Here is a 23,283-nt window from a genome sequence, read left to right as displayed (position 1 = left end):
GGACAGCAGGCGTCCGATCAACGTCGACTTGCCGTCATCCACCGAACCGCAGGTCAGGAAGCGCAGCAGCGACTTCTTCTCCTGCGCGGCCAGATAATCGCGGACGCCATCCGTGGGAGCGAGGCTCTTCGCCATGATGTGGCGCATGGTCAGAAATACCCCTCGCGCTTCTTCTTTTCCATCGAACCGGCTTCATCGCGGTCGATCAGGCGACCCTGCCGTTCGGATGTGCGTGCCGTCAGCATCTCGCCGACGATGGCCTCGAGTGTGTCGGCGTCGGATTCGATGGCGCCGGTCAGCGGATAGCAGCCGAGCGTGCGGAACCGCACCAACCTGTCCTCCACGACCTCGCCGGGCAGCAGCTTCATGCGATCATCGTCCTTGAGGATCAACATGCCATCGCGTTCGACAACCGGCCGCTGCTTGGCGAAATAGAGCGGCACGATCGGGATGTCTTCCTGCAGAATGTACTGCCAGATGTCGAGCTCGGTCCAGTTCGACAAGGGGAAGACGCGGATCGATTCACCCTGCGCGATGCGAGTGTTGAAGATCTTCCACATCTCGGGCCGCTGGTTCTTCGGATCCCACACATGCTGGGCATTGCGGAAGGAGAAGATGCGCTCCTTGGCGCGCGACTTTTCCTCGTCGCGGCGGGCGCCGCCAAAGGCGGCATCGAAGCCGTATTTGTCGAGCGCCTGGCGCAACGCCACGGTCTTCATCACATGGGTGTGGGTGTTCGAACCGTGATCGAACGGATTGATGTTGTCGCGCACGCCGTCTTCGTTGACATGAACCAGAAGGTCGAACCCCAGCTTCTGCGCCATCTGATCGCGAAATGCGATCATCTCGCGAAATTTCCAGGTGGTGTCGACGTGAAGAAAGGGGAATGGCGGCTTGGCCGGATAGAACGCCTTCATCGCCAGATGCATCAGCACCGACGAATCCTTGCCGACGGAATAGAGCATAACCGGCTTGGTGAAAGCGGCCGCGACCTCGCGGAATATGTGGATGGACTCGGCTTCAAGCCGCTGCAGATGCGTAAGCGCTGATATCATGGACCGTGAGCGTTCTCTCGTGCCTTGCAACAGAAGTTCCCGCGTCAATCATCGAGCCTTTTTGCGCCCGCTTCAAGCTTCGCTTCTGGACAAAATGTTTCGTGCGGGCGTTCTAGCAGATCGTCGCGGCCCAGAACAATGCAGGACGAGCCCGGCAGCAGTCGGTTCGGGAATGAATTTTCCATACTTGTGGCAAAACCCGGAAATTTCTGCTTGAAGGGCCTCCAGCTGGAGAAAGCCGGGAAATATATTGCCTGTGAGAGCGCCGCGGCGGCGCCGCAGGGGTCAACTGGCCCCGACCGGGGGATTTCGGCGGCAATCGATCCAGGCGCACTATCGAAACAGCGACCCAGCCGCTATACGCTTTTCGAGAGTGGGCAAGTGCGTGATGAAGCATGGGCAGTTTCGAGGCGAGCACTTTCGAAGATGTGCCGCATAAAATCTCTCTGGAATAGCAGGTCCGAAAATTGAACCGGCTTTCATCCATTAGGCAGCAATTCACGCCTTCGCGGATCAATATCTACTTCTCCATTCTCTGCTTCTTTTCTCCCCCGGTCCTGGGATCGGTGGTTAGCTTCGTGTTCAATGGCGGCGGCTTGTGGTCCGTCCTGTTGATCGCCTTGAAGAGAAGACGCTTCAATGTCGACCGCGCGATGATGGCGCTGACGATCGCGATCTATGCCTATTGCGCAAGCAATGTCCTGGCGTCCCTCGTCAACCACGCGATCGTCAAGGACGCGCGGCATCTTATCCCGCTGATCACCTTTCTGTTTTTTCCCATCTCCTATTCGACCTGGAGCATTACGCAAAAGACAACGCTCGTCCGCATCATTGTGCTGGCCAGCATGGCTGCCTGTTTCGGGGCGCTGCTGCTGGCGGTCTATCAGCAGTATCGGCTTGGGATACGCGCCGAGGGCGGGGCCGGGAATGCGATCGTTTTCGCTGAGGTCCTCTGCCTTGCAGTGGTGACCTGCGTGGCTGCTGCCCTGTCCGGCATAGAGAGGTACAGGATCGCCCTCATCTGCGCTGCGCTCGGCGGAACGGTCGCCATCATCTACTCCGGTACGCGCATCGTCTGGCTGGCGCTGCTGATTGCCGGTATCGCCGTTCTGCTGATCAACCAGCAGAGGCTGAGAGGGAGAAATGCCGTTCGCGTGCTTTTGCTGCTGGCCGCGATTGGAGTCACAATCGCGTTTTTCGGGTTCCAGACGATAGCGGGGCGTGTTGCATTTCTGCACTCCGACTGGGATGCGCTGGCGGCCCATGGTGACCACACGACTGCTCTGGGATCGCGCGTCGCGCTTTGGGATATCGGCCTGAAGGCATTTCGGGAGATGCCATTTTTCGGACATGGAGTGGGGGCCACTCACGTCTTGATCAAGCAGGGCTTTCAGGACCAGTTCGGGATGGACGAAGGTTTCAGTCATTTCCATAACGGCTTCCTGACCGCCTTGGTGCAAGCGGGAATCCTGGGTGCGGTGACGCTGGCGGCGATCTTTGTGGTTGCCGCCAGAAATGCCGCCCGGGTCCTTCGCGACAGCGCCGATCCGATCGAGCGGTTCGGCGCCACCATGATTGTCGCCGTCGTGATCACCTATCTGACCGCCGGAATGACAGGCATCCTGATCGGCCATGACATTCTGGACTCGGTCTTTATGGTCTTCCTGGTGTCGGGAACATATCTCGCATGTGGGCGCCAGGCCGCGTTGGTGGAAGCACGGACGGTTTCACCAGCAAACAGCCAAGCCGTTCCATCAGTAGAGGGCCTGGCACCCCGGCCAGCCGCTCGATAGCCGGTCCGGGCAAGACAATGAAAGTCCTGGTTACGGGCGCGACGGGCTTCATCGGCCGCCAGGTGGTCCACCGGCTTCGTGAGGCCGGTGTCGAGCTTCGCCTCGCCTCCCGCCGGCCGGAGAGACTCGATGCGGGGTCCGACGCCGTGCCGATGCCGGGTTTCGATGCGCCGGCAGCGGCTTTCCTGGCGCTGACCAGGGATGTTACGGATATCGTCCATTGCGCGGGTCTGAACAATGACCAGGGTAATGCCACCGAAGCCGATTTTCGGGCAGCCAATGCGCAATTGAGCGCACGTCTGGCACATGCCGCCGCCACGCAGGCAAGTGGACGGCTCATCCATCTTTCCTCGATCCGGGCCGTGATCGGCGCGCGTGCCAGCGCAACGATCGACGAAGATACGGTCCCCGAACCGCAAGACGCCTATGGGCGCTCGAAGCGCGAAGCAGAAATCGCGGTGCTGGATGCCTACGCCTCGCATGGCCGTGCCGACGCCGCCATATTGCGGCTGCCTCCGGTCTACGGGATCGGCATGAAAGGAAACCTGGCGACGCTGATGCGGCTCGCCGATACGGCTCTGCCGATCCCGACAGGCGCGTTGACGGCAAACCGCTCGCTGCTGTCATCGCAATCGGCGGCACGGGCGGTGTGGCATCTGCTTTGCCATTCGCAGCCGCTTCATCCGGTCTATACCGCCAGCGACGTGCCGCCGGTTTCCGTCGCTGCCATCATCGGTGCCTTTCGCCGCGGTTTCGGGAGGCCGACGCGCCTGGTGCCAATGCCGGCCGGACCGATGCGGGCGGCCGCCATACTGCTTGGCAAGCGGCCGTTCTGGGACAGCCTGACGGCGACACAGATATGCGACCCTTCCCTGCTTGCCTCGGAAGGCTGGGCACCGGAATCCGGCACACTGGAGAGGCTGACCGAGATAGCGCGGCTCCGAAAGCCCCGGCTTCACGTTTGACCACGGGTCCAAGGACTGGTTTTTTGCTTCTGGAGCACGGCGCGCTCAGCCGCGATAAAGCGTTCCGAACAAGATCCGAAGGTCGAGCCAGAACGACGCGGTCCTGAGATAGCTGGCATCGATTTCGGCCAGAAGTTGCGGGTTCGACATGTCGATGCCCCTGATCTGGGCCAAGCCTGTCATCCCAGGCAGCACCTGCAAAACCCCCAACCGCTTGCGGCATTCGATCAGTTCCGTCTGGCTCGGTAGGCAGGGACGCGGTCCGACCAGGCTCATTTCGCCGCGCAGGACATTCCAGAGTTGCGGCAGTTCGTCGAGCTTGAATTTCCGCAAGCCCTTTCCAACCGATGTCACGGCGCTCACGGGGGTTTCATGCGAGGGCAACGATGGCGTTCCCTGGTACATCGTCCGCAACTTATGGCAGCGAAAAAGCGCACCTTCGCGGCCAATCCGTGTTTGGGAAAAAATCACCGGACCAGGCGACGATGCGCGGACGGCAAGAATGGCAAGAAACAGAATCGGAGAGGTTGCCACCAGCAGCACAGCCGCACCGGCGAGATCGAAGATTTTCTTGGCTGTCGTCATGAGTGGCCGATGGGCTCCCTGCCAGGGCTTCACGCGGCAACCGCGAGCGAAACCCGTCAATCCGGTCGGCGTAGCATGAGGTCGCCTTCCTGACCAAGCGCCGCCACGCGGTCCGCAATATTCAGATACGACCCAGGATGAAGGCGAGATAGAGCCCAAGAGTCCCGGCAATAGTCTGTCGATAAACGCCGCTTTTGTGCAGGGCGCCCAGGCGTTGGAAAAGGCTACCTTGCCGACCCTTCGCGAACAAATCGAGGCATGTCAGCGCATCCGTCGTAAGGAGGTCGCGATTGACGGCAAGGCCGGCGAGATTGAGATCGGTCCAGTCCGCGAACTGGCCCTTGAACAGGCGGCCGAGCCGCGAGATCCGTGCCTGCCACGATGCGTTGGCGCCGACCAGGTTTGCCGCATGCTGGCGGTAGCGCACCAATGGTCGCGAATCGTAGCGGACGACGCCGCCGGCACCGGTGACGATCAGATAGGCCCACCAATCATGGCTGACGAAACCGGTGCGGGCGGAGGCCTTGGCCAGCAGATCGCGGGCGGCGCGGTTGAGCAGGATGGTGTTGCCGCCGGCAATGCTTTGCACCAGCGCGTTGCGGAAGGCCGGCGGACGGCTAAACAGCGGCGAATGGCCGACCAGGCTTCCGGTTTCGGTCATGGTCGCGGTTCGCGAGCAGAACATCAGCGGTTGCGCCACGTCAAATTTCCGCATCCAGCCAAGGGCGCTTTCAAGCCTGTCGGGCTCCCAGACATCGTCCTGATCGCTGAAGGCGTAACAATCCGCATCAATGCGCGGATCGAGGATCATCGACCGGAAATTGGCGGCAAAGCCTTGCCGCGGCCCTTCCACCAAATTTATCCGACCTTTTGCCCAGCGGGGCTTCCAGGCTTCGACGATGGCAACCGTGCCATCGACGGAGCCGTCGTCGGATATCCAGAGGTCGACCAGAGGATGGGACTGGTCGAGCAGCGACTGCATTTGCTCGTCGATGAAGGCGGCGCCGTCCTTCGTGGCCATCAGGACGGCAATGCGCGGATCTGTCTTACCCACTGATGTCAAACGCCTTGCTGCGCGAGGAAAACCGCTACGCACTTTTCCCGGAATTGCTCATCTCTTGCCTTTGCGCAATTCCGGACGGAAAACCGCTACGCAGTTTTCCCGGAATTGCTTTAGCTCGCCTGCCCGGCCGTCTTCGGGACCGCGTCCTGCCGCGCGTTCGCCCTTGTCTTCGTCGCGCGGTCGAGATCGGCCAGGATGGTGAGCGAGGCGGCCTTGTCCTGGCTCTTCATGGATTGCTGCAATGCCGCAAGTGCTGCCTGGACATCCGACCACTGCGCCACATCGGTGCTCAGGCCAAAAATCTTGGCAATGCTGAGCTCGACCAATACCTCGTCTTCGCCGTGAAGGGTCTCGTGGAGCTTTTCGCCCGGCCGGATGCCGGTGAAGCGGATCGGAATATCCGTATAGGGGCTTTTTCCCGCCATGCGGATCATCGTTTCGGCCACTTCGACGATCGGCACGGGCTTGCCCATGTCGAGCATGTAGACGGCGTAGTCCTGGTCGGCCGGCCGCGACGCGGCATCGGCCGCCGACATGATGACGAGATCGACGGCCTCGGCGACAGTCATGAAATAGCGCGTCATGCGGCGGTCGGTTATGGTGACCGGCCCACCGGCCTCGATCTGCGCCTGGAATATGGTCGCCACCGAGCCATTGCTGCCGAAGACGTTGCCGAAGCGCACCGCGATGAACTTGGTGGCGGCGCGGCGGCCGCCCGGTTCGCCGGCCGGCGTTTCATGCAGGGCGCTGACGATCTGTTCGGCGGCCCGCTTGGTCATGCCGAGCACGGACGTCGGATCGACGGCCTTGTCGCTCGAGACCATGACGAATTGCGCCACGCCGCATTTGGCGGCGACCTCGGCGCAGACAAGCGTGCCGAAAACGTTGGTCTGGATGGCCGATTCCCAGTTCTCCTCCAGCAGCGGAACATGCTTCAGCGCCGCGGCATGGAAGAGGATGTCGGGTTTGAACTCCGTGACTACGCGCGTCATCTGGCGCCTGTCCGCGACATCGACGATGCGGACCTTGAGGCGGTCATGGTCCTTCTCGTCGACATACTGGCTCAGCTGGAAGATGCCGAATTCGGAATTGTCGGCGACCAGCACGGCCTCGGCTCCAAGCTCCAGAGACCGCTTGACCAGCGTTCGCCCGATGGAACCGGCGCCTCCCGTGACCAGGACGCGCTTGCCGCCGACGAAGGCGCCGATGCGCTCGATGTCGGATGGCACCGTCGGGCGGCGCAGGATCGTCTCCATCTCGACGGCATCGAGAACGAGCTTTCCCTCCTGGCCCACCTGCGAAAGCCCAGCGAACTGCACGACCCCGATGTCGCCGTGACGCGCGACGCGGACCAGCTCGGAATATTCCTCGATCTCATGTTCGGCGCCGCTGCCGAAAATCAGCAGATCGAGGCTCTTGCTGCCGGTCGCATAGTCCTCCAGGACATCGATCAGGCGCGGCCGGGTCGCCACCACGGGAACCCCTTGAATGCGCGTGCCCAGCGGCGCGCCACGCTCGGTCGCCATGATGCCGACGATGGAATGCTCGGCGGGCTGCGCCGTACGCGTGAAACGAATGATCAGGTCGGCCTCGCCGAGCCGCCCGACGAACAGAGCCTGCTTGGTCCGCGCCGTGTCGGCCTTGCGATTCAAAATACCCCAGCTCGCGCCGTCACGCAGGAAGCGGTAGAACAGCCGGGGCGCCGAGATGATGGTGAAGGAGACGAGCAGGAAGACGATGAACTGGCGCTCGTTGAGGCCCGCGACCGGCTGGAAGAAACGCACGACCAGCGAAACGGCGTAGAGCACGAAGGTCAGGATCGCGCAGCTCTTCAGGATGTTGAAGAAATCAGGCGTCGAGGCGAAGCGCCAGACCGTGGTGTAGAGGCCGCAATACCTGAACAGAAGATGGCTGATGAGCACGATGCCGGCCCAGGTGAATAGACCCTCCGTGGAGAGCGCGCCGAACGAAAGATCCGACCGCGACAGGACAAGGCTGAGCGCGACCGCGACCAGGACCATGACCACGTCCTGGATCATGATGAAGGCGCGCCGAATCTGCGGCCTGAGCCCGAACACAGCTTCCAGGGAAGTATTCATTAGATAGTACTAAACTCCAGACTGTCGGCATGACCAGCAAAGTGTGAGCACGAAAATCCTTCGCGACCGTCACACTTCCAAGCGGCATCTCCGGCCCTCGCCTGCTGTATCGCATACTGCGGGGGACGAGGCATAGCCAGATGTTTTTTTGGAAGAATGAGGGGCAAAGGGAAGCATGAAGCCCGATGCGTGGAAAATTGCCGCGAAGTCCGCATTAGCGCTTGCTTATAAGCACCACGCCATCAGCATGTGTGTCCAGTTTTGCCGCAGTTGACTCTGCTCCAGACCTCGTTAGGACGCAATGCGTTGCCATATGTCCATCGAAACGGCTATTAGACAGGGGCTTGGTGGTTCGCTATGGCCAGCGAAGGACAATGCGCCGAAACAACAGATTGCGATACTCCCAGCTATGATTGCGGCACTAAACGGGGCTTTTGACGACATCTCAAAAGCCATGAAATTACACCGGGTCTGGGTGGCGCTTGCCCATGAAGACATTGGCGACCAGCACAGACGCACGACACTCGGCCCGCTCTGGATGCTGGTCAACTATTTCGCTTTCGTCGGCACGTTTGTCTTTGTTTTCGTCACCAAGGACGCGAGCAACCCCAGCTACATAGCCTATGTAGCCATCGGCATGCTGGTGTGGTTCTATCTCAGCGAAACTATCACGGTGAGCGTGTTACTCTTCCAACGTGAAGCGAGCTTCATTCAAGGCACGACACTGCCGTTGTTCGTGTACGTGATGCGATTGACGATGCAAAGCGTCATCCGGGCTGGTTATTCGCTGGCGGGATGCGTTCTTATTCTGTTGTTGAGCGGTTACGGCATCGACACGAAATGGCTGCTGTCGTTGCTGGGTCTGCTGCTTATCGTCCTGGCAACTCCTGCATTTGTCATGGTCTTCGCGTTCTTGGGCGCCTTTTTCCCGGACAGTGAGTTCATCGTCGGCAACATGATGCGGGTTGGCATGTTCTTGACGCCGGTCTTTTGGGTCTATAGCGGGCAAGAAGGCATCCAAAAGTATGCCTATCATTGGAATCCGTTCACCTATTTCCTTGAGGGCGTGCGTGAACCGATCACGGCGGGCATCTTTCCGACGCATGCTCTGGCGGTGACAGGTTACATCTGTATCGGTGCCTGGGCTCTTGCGTTGCTGCTGCTGGGCCGTTACCGCAAGCACGTCGTTTTCCTGATCTGAGCCTCATGACCTCCATCAAACTGAACAATATCAGCCTCGTCTACCGGCTGTTTGAAAAGCTGACGCTTTCGGCGCCTGGCCGGCGTCGCAGCGCTCTTGGCGGCAACATAGCAAAGGCGGGCACCAAACAGGTCGTGCAGGCGCTCGACGGTGTCAGCTTCGAGCTCAAGGCGGGCGACCGGTTAGGACTTGTCGGCCCGAATGGCGCCGGCAAGACCACCCTGCTCAAGGTTCTATACGGAATCTATCAGCCATCGGGCGGCACGATGTCGATCGCTGGCAAGGTCGATGCGCTGTTCAACATCAACATAGGGTTTCGCCCCGAAGCCACCGGGCGACGAAACATTGTGCTGAGGGGATTGATCAATGGCTGGACGAGAGACGAGATCGAAGAGAAAATGAGCGAAATAATCGATTTCAGCGAATTGGGCGACTTCATCGATGTGCCGTTCAAAGCCTATAGCCAAGGCATGGCCGCGCGCTTGGCCTTCTCGGTGGCGACCGCACTAGAGCCAGAGATTCTGCTAATGGATGAGTGGATAGGCGCAGGCGACGCCTCATTTCAGGAGAAAGCCAAGCGACGCATGAACGAACTCGCGGAGAAGGCAGGCATCATCATTCTGGCGAGCCACGATGAAAGTCTGATCCAGCGCGTATGTACGAAAAAGTTAACGCTTAAAGGGGGACGCGTGGAATCGCTTGAAGACCAAGCGGTTTAACAGCTCCTAGGCGGTTGCACTCCGCAACCGGCAGCGAATAGCCCAGTCGCATCAAAATAGCTGCTGAGCGTCCGGAGAATGAACGGCAATGATTATATCTCATGCTCGTAAATTCGTGTTGTTTTCGCCATGGAAAACGGCGAGCAGTACCTGCAACGACCGGCTAGAGAGGTACAATGAGAGTACGTATAGCAAATTTTTTTACTTTAACAAACACCTGAATAGAGTTACCCATCAGCACATCACAATTTCTGAATTTAAAGCTCTTCCAGAAAGCAAGCTTGGATACACTACAGCGTCGTTCGTTAGAAATCCATACGACAGAGCATATTCTGGCTTCATCCAGCTACAAAGAGACATAGCTTATCAGCCCCTGGCGGAGTATCCTCACGCATGGATTAGAGAGCTCGTAAAAGCTCAATTGAGTGAAAACCAGAAACGCATTGCTGATTCGGACTACGATTTTAATAGATGGATTATGCTTCTGCCGGAATACGAGATAATGGATGTCGGCCGCAACACTAACATGCCATTACACCCCGCAAGCTACTGGACGCACTTTGAAGGCAAGCCGTACGTAAATTTCATAGGAAAAGTGGAGAGATTTGAGCAAGATTTTGAAATTTTCTGCCAACGCGCGGACTTGGATACGCCACCAATGATAAATAGAAACGTAACAAACCTTACCTCATCTGATAAGAACGGGTACCGATATACGGGAATTATGTCGAAGCGCGCAATCTGCCGGATAAACGAAGTCTTCAAAACCGATTTTGATCTTCTTGGCTACGAGATGATTATGTGAGTCTTAGATGATGATTTGAGGTGCAAATACAGGGCCCAATCACTTCGCCTCACTCCGGCGATAGCATTGGCCTCTTGGCGGCATGCTCCGCTGTCGCGGCGCACCCTCAAATGACCTAACATCACCCCATCAAACGATTGTGACTTCGACCTCCTCGACTGTTGACAATCCTTTTTGCTCCGCCAGCCAGCGATCGGCCAGAATTCGGATCGCCTCCTCCGCTTCGACAATCATCTTGGAATAGCGATCATTCTGGAACCCCCAGAGCGTGGACGACACGTCCTCGCGGTGACCAACGAGAAAAGGCAGCGTCACAACGACGCGGAGATTGTCCTGATTTTCCAGATAGCGATCGACCGTGTTTGTCTCAACATTCGTATTCGTTGGATCCCATTCAGCTAGAAGGTTAATTGCATGACGATTGTAGATGTTGAACACCATACTCGTCATGCGATCAATCTTAACAAACGTCATACCGTTGCGCACTTCCACCCCCAACACCTGCGTCTGGGGGTGGACTGATGCAATCATACCAGAGAAGATATCCCAGCGCTCTGTCGAGTCGAGATAGCTCTCAATTGTCTCCATCCTCGTAGAATGATCATCGCGGAACAGCACATCGTCTTCGAAAACAACCAGCCTCTTTTCGTTGGCGGCCCGAGCATGCTTTGCGAGGGCACTATAGCTTGACCCGCAACCGATCCAGCCCTTGATATTCCTTATGCCGTCGAATATTGCGCAGTCGTCGGGCCTCTCACTGAGGAAAGTTCGTCTCCGTTTTATTGTTTCGGGCAACGAAAGCGCTATCTGACTCCCGGCCGGAAGATAAATTGCCTCCTTAAGCGCAACGTGGACGGGAAGTATACCAATGGCCACCAAAAATCGATCAAACATAAAGGTGAAGCGACGGCTACTAAATTCCACGGACCGGGTAACCTCCCGCGCGATCTGCTCGCTGTGAGCCAAAAATTCGCGACCAGCGCTAATCATATCTTCGATAGAATTCTGCTTGAAGAATCGGACCGCCCCTTTGATCTCTGGATAGTCATCTTGGTCCCTAGCTTCCTCCGAAAGAACCGGAATACCTTGCGAAAGGCATTCCTGGATACGCGGCATTTCTAGAAGGGCATCCTCGTAGTAGTGAATATTGATGACCCCACGCGCTTTGCGAATAACTGCATGCATATCCTCGCCAAAGGTACCATTGCATAGCTTGACCTTAAAATGTCGACCAAATTCGTCAAGCATCCTTCTGCGTCTTTCAGAACTGAAATAATCGCCGTAGAATACGAAATCATATTCCTTTTCTCGTGAATCAACCTCATATATCAACTTGTCAGAAGCACCAATCGGCAGGTAGAAGACATGAGGATATGCGATATTATGCTCTTCTAAAAATTCGATATTTACGAGAGAATAATCTAATACGGCAACAGAGTTTTCAAGAGCTACAAAATATTCTTTTGTAAACCAACGAGAACTGACGGTTTGTTCCAACTGGAAGAGAACTCGCTTTTCACCTTGCGGTAGGCGATCAAACATTTGCGCACAGAGAACTATATAGAAATCATGGTCGAATATCTCGGGCGGAGACAGCAGGATCTCGCTCGCGATACCCTTGGCGGCTAGCCGATCTGCGATGCAGTGGGCAATGAAGACGGTGTGCGGCGTTGTCATGATGCCCCAAAGGGTTCCCGTTCGCCCACGGTTCGTATGCACCTCCATTGCCAGTGCCTGCCGGCGGTAGTGCCGCACCCGATCGACGAAGCCCCTGAGATTACCCCGTATCAAGTAGCGGAGAGCATTCTTGACGCGCATTTGCAAAGTGGGGTTGCGCCCGCCGAATATGCCTAGCGTCGCTAGCTGATGAGCTTGTCTATTTAAAACACGGAGCGGGGCCGTGATCTTCCAGGACCTCGAGTCCACAATCCGCTGGTTGGCAACCCTTAACTCACTGTTGAGATTTCGAAGTATCTCAGCTTCGGCGCCAAGCTTCCGCCTCACGGATTCAATTTGGTGCTCAAAAAGTAGAGAGCGCTGCCGTAAATCTCGATTTGCCGCCTTCTGTTGCTCCAGGGCTGCTCGTACATCATCACGCTCCTGCGTTAGCGCCCTCTTCTCCTCCGATTCTTTCTGCAGCATCCCCTCATCCGCTGCAACCTGTATCCGAAGCTGATTTACCTCCGCATCGCGCTCAGCCATCACCCGTTCCCAAGATCGAATGATCTCGGTGTCATTAATCGGCTGCTCCAACACGCCAGCGTCCAACGAGCCGATCTCCCCGTCGGATGCGATAGCCAAAAGGTACAGCGGTTCGTATATACCTTGCGCGACGGAGATTTCGTTATCGGCGTAGAAATAGCTTCGAGCAGACGCCGACGTGGCTATCGGAAGCACCAGTGAACCGAACACTATTCTTTGGGAATAGAAGCTGGCATTTTGAAAATGTTGTTTAATTAGCTGCCGAAATTGATCTTCATATAGTTCTTTTACGTGGAATTTATTATTGAAATTACGAGCATCCGAATAATATTTTTTGTCTGGGCTTGAAATAACTAAAAATCCCCCCGGCTTCAGCACGCGCTTGAATTCGCAGAAGGACCGCTCGTGCTGATCATGATGCTCCAGAGTCTCAAAACTGACGATGACGTCAACGGAACTGTCCTCAAGCGGGATGTTGGCGCAGTCGCCATCTTTGAATTCAAGATTATCGCGCTTATACCGAAGCCGCGCGTGTTCCACTGCCTCTGATGCGATATCTACCCCGACCACATGCTTCGCATGCACAGCCAGAAGGTCGCTGCCGTATCCTTCACCACTCGCGATATCGAGGACGACTTTTCCGGCAACCAGATTCGAAGCTAGGAGATAACGATGGAGGTGTTCCAGGGCGATATTGCCCTGCTCCTCCGGAACAAACCGCTCTCCAGTGAAAGTCATGATATTCGTGTCAGGCATGTTATAACCGCGTTAGGGAGAATGTTTGGGAGGGTATGCGGCGCCACCCACAACCACGCGCCTTCGGCAACCGTCCCCCGTCTGGGAATGACACATGCATCCAATGCATTTGGGGCGTCCGAGCGAATATAATCACCACATCGAGCGTACACAAGGTTGCCCATCGACAGGTGCATAGAGCCCGCGCACGGCCGAAGGAGCGGAGAACAATTTCCAACTCTTTCAGTTGCGGGATGATTGAGAGATATCGCCGCTGGACACATCGGGTGACAACTACCCACTGCAGATTGCGTTATAGTCCGCGTAAGGACCGAACCAACGATTGTGTGGCGAATTTTTTCCATGGCGAAAGATCGTCGGAGGCTGCTATTAGAGTGGTGTTAGGATTCGAGCTTACAGTCCAAACTTCACGAATGCGACCACAATCAGTGCATTTCAACAACAGGCATTCCGCGCTGCATCGGGCCGCCATTTTTTCGGTTTTTTACGGATGGCTAAATTAGCAACAGATGACGATTTCGAGATGCTTAGGCATCTGGCGTCGAAATACTTGTGGAGCGAAGAACGGATCCGCTCCGCTCTTGAAGAGAACGGGGTCAACTTAACCAGAGCGGACTTTTATTCCGAATCGCCGACGATTGCTGAGATTAATCAATCCTTTGAATACGATGAGACAGGAGCACAGCTTCCGGTGTACGAAGATCCCTTGATCTTCGACGTCGACCAAATGGCAACTCTCGCATATTCGCTATCCCCGCTTTTGGCGGGATTTGACCCCTCTATGGACAACGACGGGAGTTCGCGGTTTTTTTGGAAGAATGGGCAGTTCAGCCACTCGGATGCTGCCGCACTCTACGCGTTGATAATTGCGCGGCGCCCGCCAACCATCATAGAGATTGGATCGGGACACAGTACTCGACTGTCGAGCGAGGCATTAGAGGTTGTGGGCGGGGGGCGCATCGTCTGCATCGATCCCGAACCTCGTGCAGAAATCGCGAATCTGCCAAGTGTCGAGTTTATTCGACAACCGGTCCAATCCATTCCCCAGAGTTTCTTTCGTGATTTAATCGCTCCCGGCGATTTTGTCTTTTATGACGGATCTCACACTATCAAATCCGGCAGCGATGCCGTGTTCTTCTATCTAAATATCCTCCCTTATTTACCGAGCGGAACGCTTGTGCATGCGCATGACGTTAGTCTACCATATGCGACTCCTAAAGCCAGCTTGACGAAGCACAGGATGAATTGGAGCGAGCAATACATCCTGATGGCTCACCTTCACAATCGAGCCCGCTACAAAGTACTTCTGGCTAATGCGCTTCTGTGGAAGCAGCGCCCTGCGGCGCTTGAAGAGCTTATGGATGGAAAGTTCGAGCCTGGCGGGCAAAGCCTTTGGTATGAGGTAATAGGCCCAGCAACCTGAGCGCAAATGCTGCCTTTGCGGGATTGTGCGTCAGTTGGAGAGTTCGGCGACTGCTGACACCTCAACCCGTTGTGGCATATAACTGTTTGACGAGCTCGCCTGTCGCGCTTAGTAGATTGACGCTCACTAGGGTTCCGTGGAACAGCCAATCGATACTTCCTGCCTAATTTGGCAATCTCGTTCAACCCAGCCAAGTCTCACCAAATACGGCACCGATGAACCATCGAGCTACCCAGTCATTTTGTGTCTACACAACGATGATCGGTGGGTATGAGCGGCTTAACGAGCAGCCGATCGTTGCGCGTTCAGGAATGCCTTTTATATGCCTGACCGACGATCCGAAGTTGAAGAGCGATACGTGGCAATTCAGGATAGTCTCGCCCATCTTTGGTATGGATCCCATTCGAAGCCAACGTGCCTTGAAGCTTCGCCCTCATGTGCACCTAACAGAATTCAGTGGATCACTTTACATTGACAACACTATAATCCTCAAAGAACCGCCAGAGTTGATTGTCGATCGTTATTGGTGCGAATCTGGATTCAGCGTCCCCACTCACAGTTACCGTGAAACGGTGATGGATGAGTTTATTGAGGTGGCTCGGCTAGGCCTAGATGATCAAAGCCGAATTTTTGAGCAGCTTAATCATTATCTGGTCGAATGCCCAGAAGCGTTAGCCGATAGGCCGTTTTGGAATGCTATTCTGTTGCGGGATCATACCGATCCAACTGTGTGCAACATGTCAGAATTGTGGAGTTCGCATGTCTTACGGTACTCCCGACGTGACCAGCTATCGATAAACTACGCTTTTCGAAAAACCGGACTAAAGCCTGGATTGATCGCTATCGATACCTTCAGCTCTTGGTTCCATGATTACTCACATTTTAACGATCGCGACAACATGGGCGGGATACGGGACCCCATTAACTCGCTTATGCCGCCGCGCGGGCGCATTCGCGATCTTGAAGCAACTCTTATTAAGCAACAGCTAGTGTCAACGGAGCAAGAGCGCATCCATGAAGCCACCGTGCTTACGCAGATGCGGTCTCACGAAGAAGCCCTAACATCGCAAGCGTATGCCCTCAACTCTATCATTGAGGCAACCGCGAACAGGCTGGCAGCAATAGAAGCGTCGAAAAGTTGGAAAGTGGCCCGCTTTTTAAGACAACAAGCCGTTCGATACCCAAAGTTAGCCAAATTCTTTTGGTATTATTTTGATCGACCTTGAGGAAGGTAAGGCGTTTTTTCGCATTCGTTGCTGATACACTCGCTCAGATTTTGGCGCACCACCGCTTCCGTCGACTGCCGCCAGTCTGGCGCGTTCCATCCGAACACACCCGCGAATTTCGCGCTTGATAGCCGGGAGTTGGCGGGACGGCGCGCCTTGGTTGGGTAGTCCATCGTTGTGATATCCCCTACCCGCGCCCAAGGACCACCAGACTTCAGGCTTGTGTCGAGGATATGACGGGCAAAGCCGCTCCAGTTGGTCTCGCCGGTGCCGGCCAGATGATAGGTGCCGAACGCGGCGAAGTCCTTGTCGCGGTGCAGCATGGCGGCCGCATGCAGGATCGCGTCGGCGATATCTAGCGCCGATGTGGGATTGCCCCATTGATCGGCCACCACCGAAATCTCGTCGCGGTCGGCGGCGAGCCGAAGCATGGTTTTCACGAAATTCTTGCCGAACGGGCTGTAGACCCAGGCGGTGCGCAGGATCAGGTGGCGCGGGTTGGCGGCCGCTACCGCCTGCTCGCCGGCGAGCTTGGAGGTTCCATAGATACCGAGCGGCGCCGTCGGGTCGGTTTCGACATAGGCATCGGCCTTGGTTCCGTCGAAGACATAGTCGGTCGAAAGATGGATGACGGGAACACCGAGCCGTGCCGCGGCCTCGGCCACCTTGCCGGCACCGGTCGCGTTCACCGCAAAGGCCAGATCGGGTTCGTCCTCGGCCTGATCGACGGCGGTATAGGCGGCGGCCGACACGACGAGATCGGGCTTCGCAACCGCGATGACGTCGATGACGGTGTCGGGTCTTGCCAGGTCGAGATCCGGGCGACCGAGGGAGACAACCTCCACGCCCGCGCGCGCCTGGCCGGCCTCGAGCAGGCTCGCCGCGACCTGGCCGTCGCGTCCGGTGACGAGGAGCCTCACGCGCCCACCTTGCGTGCTTCGCCCAGCCTTTCGCCGGCATAACGCTGTTCGCGGATCGGCCCCCACCACCATTTGTTGTCGAGGAACCAGTCCACGGTCCTGGCAAGGCCGCTGTCGAAATTCTCCCTGGGCGTCCAGCCGAGCTCGCGGCTTATCTTGGAAGCGTCGATGGCGTAGCGGCGGTCGTGGCCGGGGCGATCGGTGACGAAGGAGATCAGCTCGCGATAGCGCCTGCCGCTGGCGCGCGGGCGCCTGGTGTCGAGCAGGTCGCAGATCGTCTCGACGACGGCGAGGTTGGTGCGTTCCGAATTGCCGCCGACATTGTAGCTCTCGCCCGGATGGCCTTTCGTGGCGACCAGTTCCAGGGCACGCGCATGATCCTCGACGAACAGCCAGTCGCGCACATTGGCGCCGGCGCCGTAGACCGGCAGCGGCCTTTCGTCGAGCGCGTTGAGGATGACGAGCGGGATCAGCTTCTCGGGGAAATGATAGGGCCCGTAGTTGTTCGAACAGTTGGAAAGCACGACCGGCAGGCCGTAGGTCTCGTGCCAGGCGCGCACCAGATGGTCCGAGGCCGCCTTAGAGGCGGAATAGGGCGAGGACGGCGCGTAGGGCGTCTCCTCGACGAACATGCCGCCGTCGAAGGGTAGATCGCCGAACACCTCGTCGGTGGAGACGTGATGGAAGCGGAAGCGGGCCTTCCTGTCGTCGGGCAGGCCACGCCAGTATTCGAGCGCGGCATTGAGCATCTTGTAGGTGCCGACGATGTTGGTCTCGATGAAGGCGCCCGGTCCATCGATCGAGCGGTCGACATGGCTCTCAGCGGCAAGGTTCATGACAATGTCGATATCGTCGCGGCGCAGTATGTCGAGCACCGCCCTTTCGTCACAGATATCAGCCTGGGCGAAGCGGTAATTGTGGACATTCTCGATCGGCCGCAGCGAGGCCAGATTGCCCGCATAGGTCAGTTTGTCGAGGTTGGTCACCCGGTAGGCCGGATTGGCGCACAGATGCCGGCATACCGCCGAACCGATGAAGCCGGCACCGCCCGTCACCAGAAAATTCATCCCGCTGTCCTTATGCACCACACGCTCCATCAGGCGAACACCTCGGCCGCTGCCAGCATCGGCGCCTTGAGATCCTTGTCGGAAAGCTGGAACCCGCCGGCCAGCGACGGCCATTCTATGCCGATGGCAGGATCGTCGAAACGGATCGACCGGTCATGCTCGGGCGAATAGGTGTCGGTCACCTTGTACAGCACCTCGGTGTCGGGCACGAGTGTTACGAAGCCATGCGCGAAGCCCTTTGGCACCAGGATCTGGTTGCCTTTTTCGGCCGACACTTCGAGGGCGACCCATTTGCCGAAGGTTTTCGAGGCGCGGCGGATGTCGACCGCGACGTCGAGAATACTGCCACGGATAACGCGCAACAGCTTGTCCTGGGCGCGCGGCGCAAGCTGGTAATGAAGCCCGCGCAAGACGCCCGGGGCGGCGGAATAGGAGTGATTGTCCTGCACGAAAGTCAAATCAATGCCGGCCTGCGAAAAGCGCTCGGCATTGTAGGTTTCGATGAAGAAACCGCGTGCGTCGCCATGGCGTTTCGGAACGATTTCAAGCACCCCGTCGATGCCCAGGGATCTCACCTCCAGCATCTCTAGCCCTCCGAAAGATCGACGACACGCCGGCGCAGATAAGCGGCGTATTCATTTTTGCCCAGGCGGGCTGCGCGCTCCAGCACCATGTCCGCCGTCAGCCAACCCTGTTCGAAGGCGATTTCCTCCGGGCAGGCGACCTTGATGCCCTGGCGATGTTCGATCGTGCGTACGAAGGAAGAGGCTTCGTGCAGGCTGTCATGGGTGCCGGTGTCGAGCCAGGCATAGCCGCGTCCCAGCCGATGAACATGGAGCTGGCCGCGCTCGAGATAGACGTTGTTGACCGCCGTGATCTCGATCTCGCCACGCGGCGAAGGGCGGATGGTCGGGGCGATGTCGACGACATCATTGTCGTAGAAATAGAGACCCGTGACGGCCCAGTTGGACTTCGGTGTTTGTGGCTTTTCCTCGATCGTCAGCGCGGTTCCGGTCGCCTTATCGAAAGACACCACGCCATAGCGCTCGGGATCCTCTACATGGTAGGCGAACACCGAAGCGCCCCTCTGGCGCGATGCCGCGGCGCGGCAAAGCTGCGACAGCCCGTCGCCAAAATAGATGTTGTCGCCCAGGATCATCGACACGCTGTCCTTGCCGATGAAATCGCGGCCGATGATGAAGGCTTCCGCGAGGCCATTGGGCTGCGGCTGCTCGGCGTAAGACAGTGCCAGCCCAAAATCCGATCCGTCGCCGAGTAAACCACGGAAAGCGGGCAGATCACGAGGCGTCGAAATGATCAGAATCTCTCGTATTCCCGCGAGCATCAACACGCTCAGCGGATAATAGATCATCGGCTTGTCGTAAATGGGAAGAATTTGCTTAGAGACTGCTAATGTTAGTGGATAAAGACGTGTTCCACTGCCTCCAGCAAGGATAATTCCTTTCAAAAAGCTCTCCTTGACATGCCAAAGCCCCCCGGCCCTGAGTGCCTGTGCTTAGGTTTCATGCCTTGGCTTGTCAATGCGGCACACGACAAATGCGTCGACCGTGTTGAATACCGTCTATCGACGGGCGCCTCCCGCTTCGGCCGAACCCGTCTGATCCCATCCTGGCAAGGCCGAGGCCCTGATCACCGATCGCACTTTCGGCTTTATCGAGCACGGGCTTAGGGCAGATGTATCAACACCTAGGCCACAGCCATGATTACATGTGCCTGGATTTTGGCGGCAACTTCGCCGTTGCCATGTCTGTCTGCAATGGCGGATGCCGCGTAGTCGGTCGCGGCGTCCAGTTTTTCAGCGTCCCTGGCCTCGATTTCGCTGCGAAGAACTGTGCCTTGGCAATAGGCGACGGCCGGAAGGCGCGGCGAGGATGCGCGGCTTTGTTCGGCTCTCGTCTCGATCGCGACATCGGAGAAACCCGCGTCCTCCAGATCGCGGCGGATCAGCACCTTGTCGTGGTAGCCGTGCGGCGTGCGTGCCAGGAAGCGCGGCGGATCGTCGGGGAAAATCCTCGCCAGCGCGTTGGTCACGTCATCGGCGAACACATTCTCCTCGATGCGGTCCCATACGTTGAACAAGAACCGTCCTCCCGGCTTCAGGACCCGCCTGGCTTCGCGATAGGCGGAGGTGCGGTTTGGAAAGAACATCGCACCGAACTGACAACAGACGAGATCGAACGCCGCATCCTCGAACGGCAGCGCCATCGCATCCGCCTGGCGCCATTCGATGCGGCTGTCGGGTGTCTGCCGCGAAGCGGCGTAGTCGAGCATCGGCTGGTTCAGGTCGGTCACGACATAGCTTGCGTCCGGGGATAGTCTTGGTGCCAATGCGCGGGTGACGACCCCGGTGCCCGCAGCGATTTCCAGGACCGCGCCTGGCGACAGCGCCGCGGCCCGTTGCGCGATATCCACGGCGAACGGCTCGAAAATTAAGGGCACCATGTAGCGGTCGTAGTTTTCTGGAATCGAGCCCGCGAACAGCTTGTCCGTTTCCAACATGGCAATCCCCACCATCCGATGACTTGGGAGACTAGCACATTTTTTGGTCCCTGGTCCTTTTCGACCGAAGGCCGGCCTCTACGCGGCCAAGAGCGCGTTCATCACGCCCGCCCAAAATAACCCTGGTACCACTCGACGAACCGCCCTACCCCCTCCGTGACGGAGGTGCGGGGGCGGTAGCCGACCGCCGCTTGCAGCGCCGAAGTATCGGCGAAGGTGTCGGGCACGTCGCCGGCCTGCAGCGGCAGGAGCTCGATGACGGCCTTGCGGCCGAGCGCATTTTCCAGCGCCTCGACATAGGCGGTCAGTTTCACCGGGTTGCTGTTGCCGATGTTGAAGATGCGCCAGGGCGCGCTGCTGGTCGCCGGATCCGGATGGCCGGAGTCCCAGGCCGGGTGGGCCGCGGCAGGACTGTCGCTGGCGCGAATCACGCCCTCTGCGATGTCCTCGACATAGGTGAAGTCGCGCGTGTGGTTGCCGTTGTTGAACAGCTTGATCGGCTCGCCGGCCAGGATGTTCCTGGTGAACAGGAACAGAGCCATATCAGGTCGCCCCCAGGGACCGTACACGGTGAAGAAACGCAGCCCCGTGGTGGGCAGGCCGAACAGATGGCTGTAGCTGTGCGCCATCAGTTCGTTGGCGCGCTTGGTGGCGGCGTAGAACTGCAAGGGATGGTCGGCCGGGCGATGCTCGGAAAACGGCATGTCGGTGTTGGCGCCATAGACACTGGAGGTGCTGGCATAGGTCATGTGCCCGACACGGCTGCTGCGGCAGGCCTCGAGTATGTTGGTGAAAGCAACGATGTTGCTCTCGACATAGGCGCGTGGGTTTTCCAGGCTGTAACGGACGCCTGCCTGGGCGGCGAGATGGATCACCCGGTCGAAGGCGTGGTCGGCAAAACAGCCGTCGACCACGGTATGGTCGGCGAGATTGCCGTGGATGAAATGATAGCCGGCATTGGTGCCGCGACTCGCCTCGGCCAGGAGCCGCAGCCGCGCCTGCTTGATCTCAGGGTCGTAGTAATCATTGATGCTGTCGATGCCGACAACCTCGTCACCGCGCTCCAGGAGCCGCCTGGCGACATGATAGCCTATGAAGCCGGCAGCGCCGGTGACCAGAACTTTCATCACAAAGGCCCGTCCGTAACATGCCTGGTGACCAGGCCCGAGCTGACCGTACGCCAAGCTCCGGCCCGGAGTAATCCGGGCCGGATGATCTCAAATCAGGAGCGCTTCAGCAATGACCAGGCGGCGGGCACGAGGCTGGCCGCGAGAGCGACCTTGATCAGGTCGCCGACGATGAACGGCACGACGCCGAATTGCCAGGATTTTTCCGGACCGATGAGCAGCGCCAGCCAGGCGAAACCCATCGCCATCATGACCACTTCGGCAACCAGCATGGCGTTGAAAAGCTTGATCGGATGACGGTCCCAGCCGCGGTCGGCGGCCCAGCCGACAATCGCGGCCATGACCACGAAGCCGGCGAGATAGCCGCCGGTCGAGCCGAGCATATAGGCGATACCTACGCCTTTTTCCGGCGTGCCCTGGAAGACCGGGAAGCCCATCGCGCCTTCCGCCATATAAAGCAGCAGGGTGGCGACGCCGAGCCGCATGCCGAAGGCGGCGGCGATCAGGAAGACGGCGAGCGTCTGCATGGAGATGTCGACAGGCCCGAGCACCACCTTGGTCTTGGCCGAAAGGGTCAACAGCAGCGTCCCGGCAATCGCCAGGACAAACTGCGTTGCCAGTCGCGCGGCACCTTCTTGCGGCAAGGCCAGAAAAACAAGCGGGCGCGTCGTCGTTGCGGTTGTCATGGTCTTCCCCATTCAATCTTGCCGCGAACCAACAATCGCGGCCTTGCGTTTTTCTATATTTGCTTGCGTGCTATGCGGCAATCGGTTTTGCCGTTCTTGGAATAATGTGGCGACATGGCCCTCAAATTCGATATCAGCTTCGACCCCGCTTATGGCCAAGGCGTAAGCGTGGCCCCGGACGTGCAACGCGTCACGGCTGGGAATCCCAGTCCCTTCACCTTTCATGGCACCAACAGCTATGTCGTGGGCCGCGACACGCTGGCGGTGATCGATCCCGGTCCGGATGACGAGGCACATCTTCAAACCTTGCTCGACGTGATCGCCGGCCGGCCGGTCAGCCACATTTTCGTCAGCCACACGCATCGCGACCATTCCCCGCTGGCGGCCCGGCTGAAGGAGCGCACCGGCGCCCAGGTGCTGGCGGAAGGACCGCACCGGCCGGCGAGGCCCTTGCGTATCGGCGAAACCAATCCGCTCGACGCCAGCGCCGACACCGCTTTCGTTCCCGACATCGCGTTGCCGGACAGTGAACTGGTCAGCGGCGATGGCTGGGCGATCCGGACGGTCCTGACCCCCGGCCACACCGCCAATCACGCGGCATTCGCGCTGGAAGGCACCGGCATCCTGTTTTCAGCCGATCATGTCATGGGCTGGGCAACATCCATCGTCGCGCCGCCGGACGGGGCAATGGCCGATTACATGGCATCGCTGGACCGGCTGATCGAGCGCGGCGATCGCCTGCTGCTGCCTGGCCATGGTGGACCGGTGGCTGCGCCGCGCGCTTTCATGCGTGGGCTGAAGACCCATCGCAAGATGCGCGAACGAGCCATACTGGAGCGGATCAGAGCCGGTGACAGGACTATTCCCGCCATGGTCAAGGCGATCTACAGGGATACCGATCCCCGGCTGCACGGCGCCGCCGGCCTGTCGGTGCTTGCCCATCTGGAGGACCTGGTGGAACGCGGCGTGGTGGCGACGGACACTGCCCCCGCCATGGATGGCGTTTTCACCCCGGGCCGATAAGCCTGCCCGCCCGCCCACGGTGTTCACCCGACCATCGCCGCCGGCGCG

The 23,283-nt window shown here is 58.3% G+C and carries 20 protein-coding genes; 8 read left to right on the top strand and 12 right to left on the bottom strand.

Annotation, left to right across the window (positions count from 1 at the left end):
- Positions 1-149 precede the first annotated feature (149 nt).
- The gene (gene cysD, locus O7B34_RS13035) at positions 150-1,055 is read right to left on the bottom strand and encodes a sulfate adenylyltransferase subunit CysD (protein WP_337143687.1); all 906 of its coding nucleotides are present in this window, start codon (positions 1,053-1,055) and stop codon (positions 150-152) included.
- 467 nt (positions 1,056-1,522) lie between these two features.
- Between cysD and O7B34_RS13030 the strand changes: the two genes are divergently transcribed.
- On the top strand, positions 1,523-2,848 hold the full coding sequence (locus O7B34_RS13030; RefSeq protein WP_337146411.1) for an O-antigen ligase family protein: 1,326 nt from the start codon (positions 1,523-1,525) through the stop codon (positions 2,846-2,848).
- A 17-nt stretch (positions 2,849-2,865) separates the two neighbouring features.
- Positions 2,866-3,813, top strand: coding sequence for an NAD-dependent epimerase/dehydratase family protein (locus O7B34_RS13025; protein WP_337146410.1), 948 nt, complete (start codon positions 2,866-2,868; stop codon positions 3,811-3,813).
- Between the two features lie 45 nt (positions 3,814-3,858).
- Here the strand turns inward: O7B34_RS13025 and O7B34_RS13020 are convergent, their stop codons facing one another.
- From O7B34_RS13020 to O7B34_RS13010, 3 genes are all read right to left on the bottom strand, one after another.
- Entirely contained in the window at positions 3,859-4,398 is a 540-nt protein-coding gene (locus O7B34_RS13020; RefSeq protein ID WP_337146424.1) for a sugar transferase, read from the bottom strand.
- 121 nt (positions 4,399-4,519) lie between these two features.
- On the bottom strand, positions 4,520-5,452 hold the full coding sequence (locus tag O7B34_RS13015) for a glycosyltransferase family 2 protein (RefSeq protein ID WP_337146409.1): 933 nt from the start codon (positions 5,450-5,452) through the stop codon (positions 4,520-4,522).
- Positions 5,453-5,571: 119 nt separating this feature from the next.
- Complete coding sequence (locus tag O7B34_RS13010; protein WP_337146408.1) at positions 5,572-7,560, bottom strand: UDP-N-acetylglucosamine 4,6-dehydratase; 1,989 nt, start codon at positions 7,558-7,560, stop codon at positions 5,572-5,574.
- Positions 7,561-7,873: 313 nt separating this feature from the next.
- Here O7B34_RS13010 and O7B34_RS13005 point away from each other — a divergent pair, with 313 nt between their 5' ends.
- From O7B34_RS13005 to O7B34_RS12995, 3 genes are all read left to right on the top strand, one after another.
- The gene (locus O7B34_RS13005) at positions 7,874-8,761 is read left to right on the top strand and encodes an ABC transporter permease (protein WP_337146407.1); all 888 of its coding nucleotides are present in this window, start codon (positions 7,874-7,876) and stop codon (positions 8,759-8,761) included.
- 5 nt (positions 8,762-8,766) lie between these two features.
- Positions 8,767-9,480 (top strand): ABC transporter ATP-binding protein, encoded by a 714-nt coding sequence (locus tag O7B34_RS13000; protein WP_337146406.1) that lies wholly within the window; start codon positions 8,767-8,769, stop codon positions 9,478-9,480.
- Between the two features lie 88 nt (positions 9,481-9,568).
- A complete protein-coding gene (locus O7B34_RS12995; protein ID WP_337146405.1) occupies positions 9,569-10,285 on the top strand; it encodes a sulfotransferase family 2 domain-containing protein in 717 nt (238 codons plus the stop codon).
- A gap of 129 nt (positions 10,286-10,414) precedes the next feature.
- Here O7B34_RS12995 and O7B34_RS12990 read toward each other — a convergent pair whose 3' ends face one another.
- The gene (locus tag O7B34_RS12990; RefSeq protein ID WP_337146404.1) at positions 10,415-13,243 is read right to left on the bottom strand and encodes a methyltransferase domain-containing protein; all 2,829 of its coding nucleotides are present in this window, start codon (positions 13,241-13,243) and stop codon (positions 10,415-10,417) included.
- A 490-nt stretch (positions 13,244-13,733) separates the two neighbouring features.
- Here O7B34_RS12990 and O7B34_RS12985 point away from each other — a divergent pair, with 490 nt between their 5' ends.
- Together O7B34_RS12985 and O7B34_RS12980 are read left to right on the top strand one after the other, a co-directional pair.
- Entirely contained in the window at positions 13,734-14,666 is a 933-nt protein-coding gene (locus tag O7B34_RS12985) for a class I SAM-dependent methyltransferase (protein WP_337146403.1), read from the top strand.
- A gap of 215 nt (positions 14,667-14,881) precedes the next feature.
- Positions 14,882-15,892 carry a glycosyltransferase domain-containing protein gene (locus O7B34_RS12980; RefSeq protein ID WP_337146402.1) on the top strand — a complete coding sequence of 337 codons (1,011 nt, stop codon included), beginning with the start codon at positions 14,882-14,884 and terminating at the stop codon, positions 15,890-15,892.
- On the opposite strand, the gene rfbD is transcribed toward O7B34_RS12980, so the two are convergent.
- The 7 genes from rfbD to O7B34_RS12945 form a co-directional block, all read right to left on the bottom strand.
- Positions 15,874-16,812, bottom strand: coding sequence for a dTDP-4-dehydrorhamnose reductase (gene rfbD / locus O7B34_RS12975; protein ID WP_337146401.1), 939 nt, complete (start codon positions 16,810-16,812; stop codon positions 15,874-15,876). The two genes, O7B34_RS12980 and rfbD, sit on opposite strands and share 19 nt — an antisense overlap.
- Positions 16,809-17,879, bottom strand: a complete 1,071-nt coding sequence (gene rfbB / locus O7B34_RS12970) for a dTDP-glucose 4,6-dehydratase (RefSeq protein WP_337146400.1) — start codon at positions 17,877-17,879, stop codon at positions 16,809-16,811. The genes rfbD and rfbB overlap by 4 nt, the downstream gene beginning before the upstream one ends.
- A 29-nt stretch (positions 17,880-17,908) precedes the next feature.
- Positions 17,909-18,463: a dTDP-4-dehydrorhamnose 3,5-epimerase gene (rfbC, locus tag O7B34_RS12965; RefSeq protein WP_337146399.1), complete on the bottom strand. Its 555-nt coding sequence runs from the start codon at positions 18,461-18,463 to the stop codon at positions 17,909-17,911.
- A gap of 2 nt (positions 18,464-18,465) precedes the next feature.
- Positions 18,466-19,347 (bottom strand): glucose-1-phosphate thymidylyltransferase RfbA, encoded by an 882-nt coding sequence (gene rfbA, locus O7B34_RS12960; RefSeq protein ID WP_140717955.1) that lies wholly within the window; start codon positions 19,345-19,347, stop codon positions 18,466-18,468.
- A gap of 239 nt (positions 19,348-19,586) precedes the next feature.
- A complete protein-coding gene (locus tag O7B34_RS12955; protein ID WP_337146398.1) occupies positions 19,587-20,399 on the bottom strand; it encodes a class I SAM-dependent methyltransferase in 813 nt (270 codons plus the stop codon).
- Between the two features lie 101 nt (positions 20,400-20,500).
- Positions 20,501-21,526, bottom strand: coding sequence for an NAD-dependent epimerase (locus tag O7B34_RS12950; protein WP_337146397.1), 1,026 nt, complete (start codon positions 21,524-21,526; stop codon positions 20,501-20,503).
- Positions 21,527-21,621: 95 nt separating this feature from the next.
- The gene (locus O7B34_RS12945; RefSeq protein ID WP_337146396.1) at positions 21,622-22,212 is read right to left on the bottom strand and encodes a biotin transporter BioY; all 591 of its coding nucleotides are present in this window, start codon (positions 22,210-22,212) and stop codon (positions 21,622-21,624) included.
- 114 nt (positions 22,213-22,326) lie between these two features.
- Here O7B34_RS12945 and O7B34_RS12940 point away from each other — a divergent pair, with 114 nt between their 5' ends.
- Positions 22,327-23,235: an MBL fold metallo-hydrolase gene (locus O7B34_RS12940; RefSeq protein WP_337146395.1), complete on the top strand. Its 909-nt coding sequence runs from the start codon at positions 22,327-22,329 to the stop codon at positions 23,233-23,235.
- The last annotated feature ends 48 nt before the right edge of the window (positions 23,236-23,283 follow it).

This window comes from Mesorhizobium sp. Cs1299R1N3 (assembly GCF_037179625.1).
GTDB lineage: Bacteria > Pseudomonadota > Alphaproteobacteria > Rhizobiales > Rhizobiaceae > Mesorhizobium > Mesorhizobium salmacidum.
This window is presented reverse-complemented; position numbering and strand designations above follow the sequence as displayed.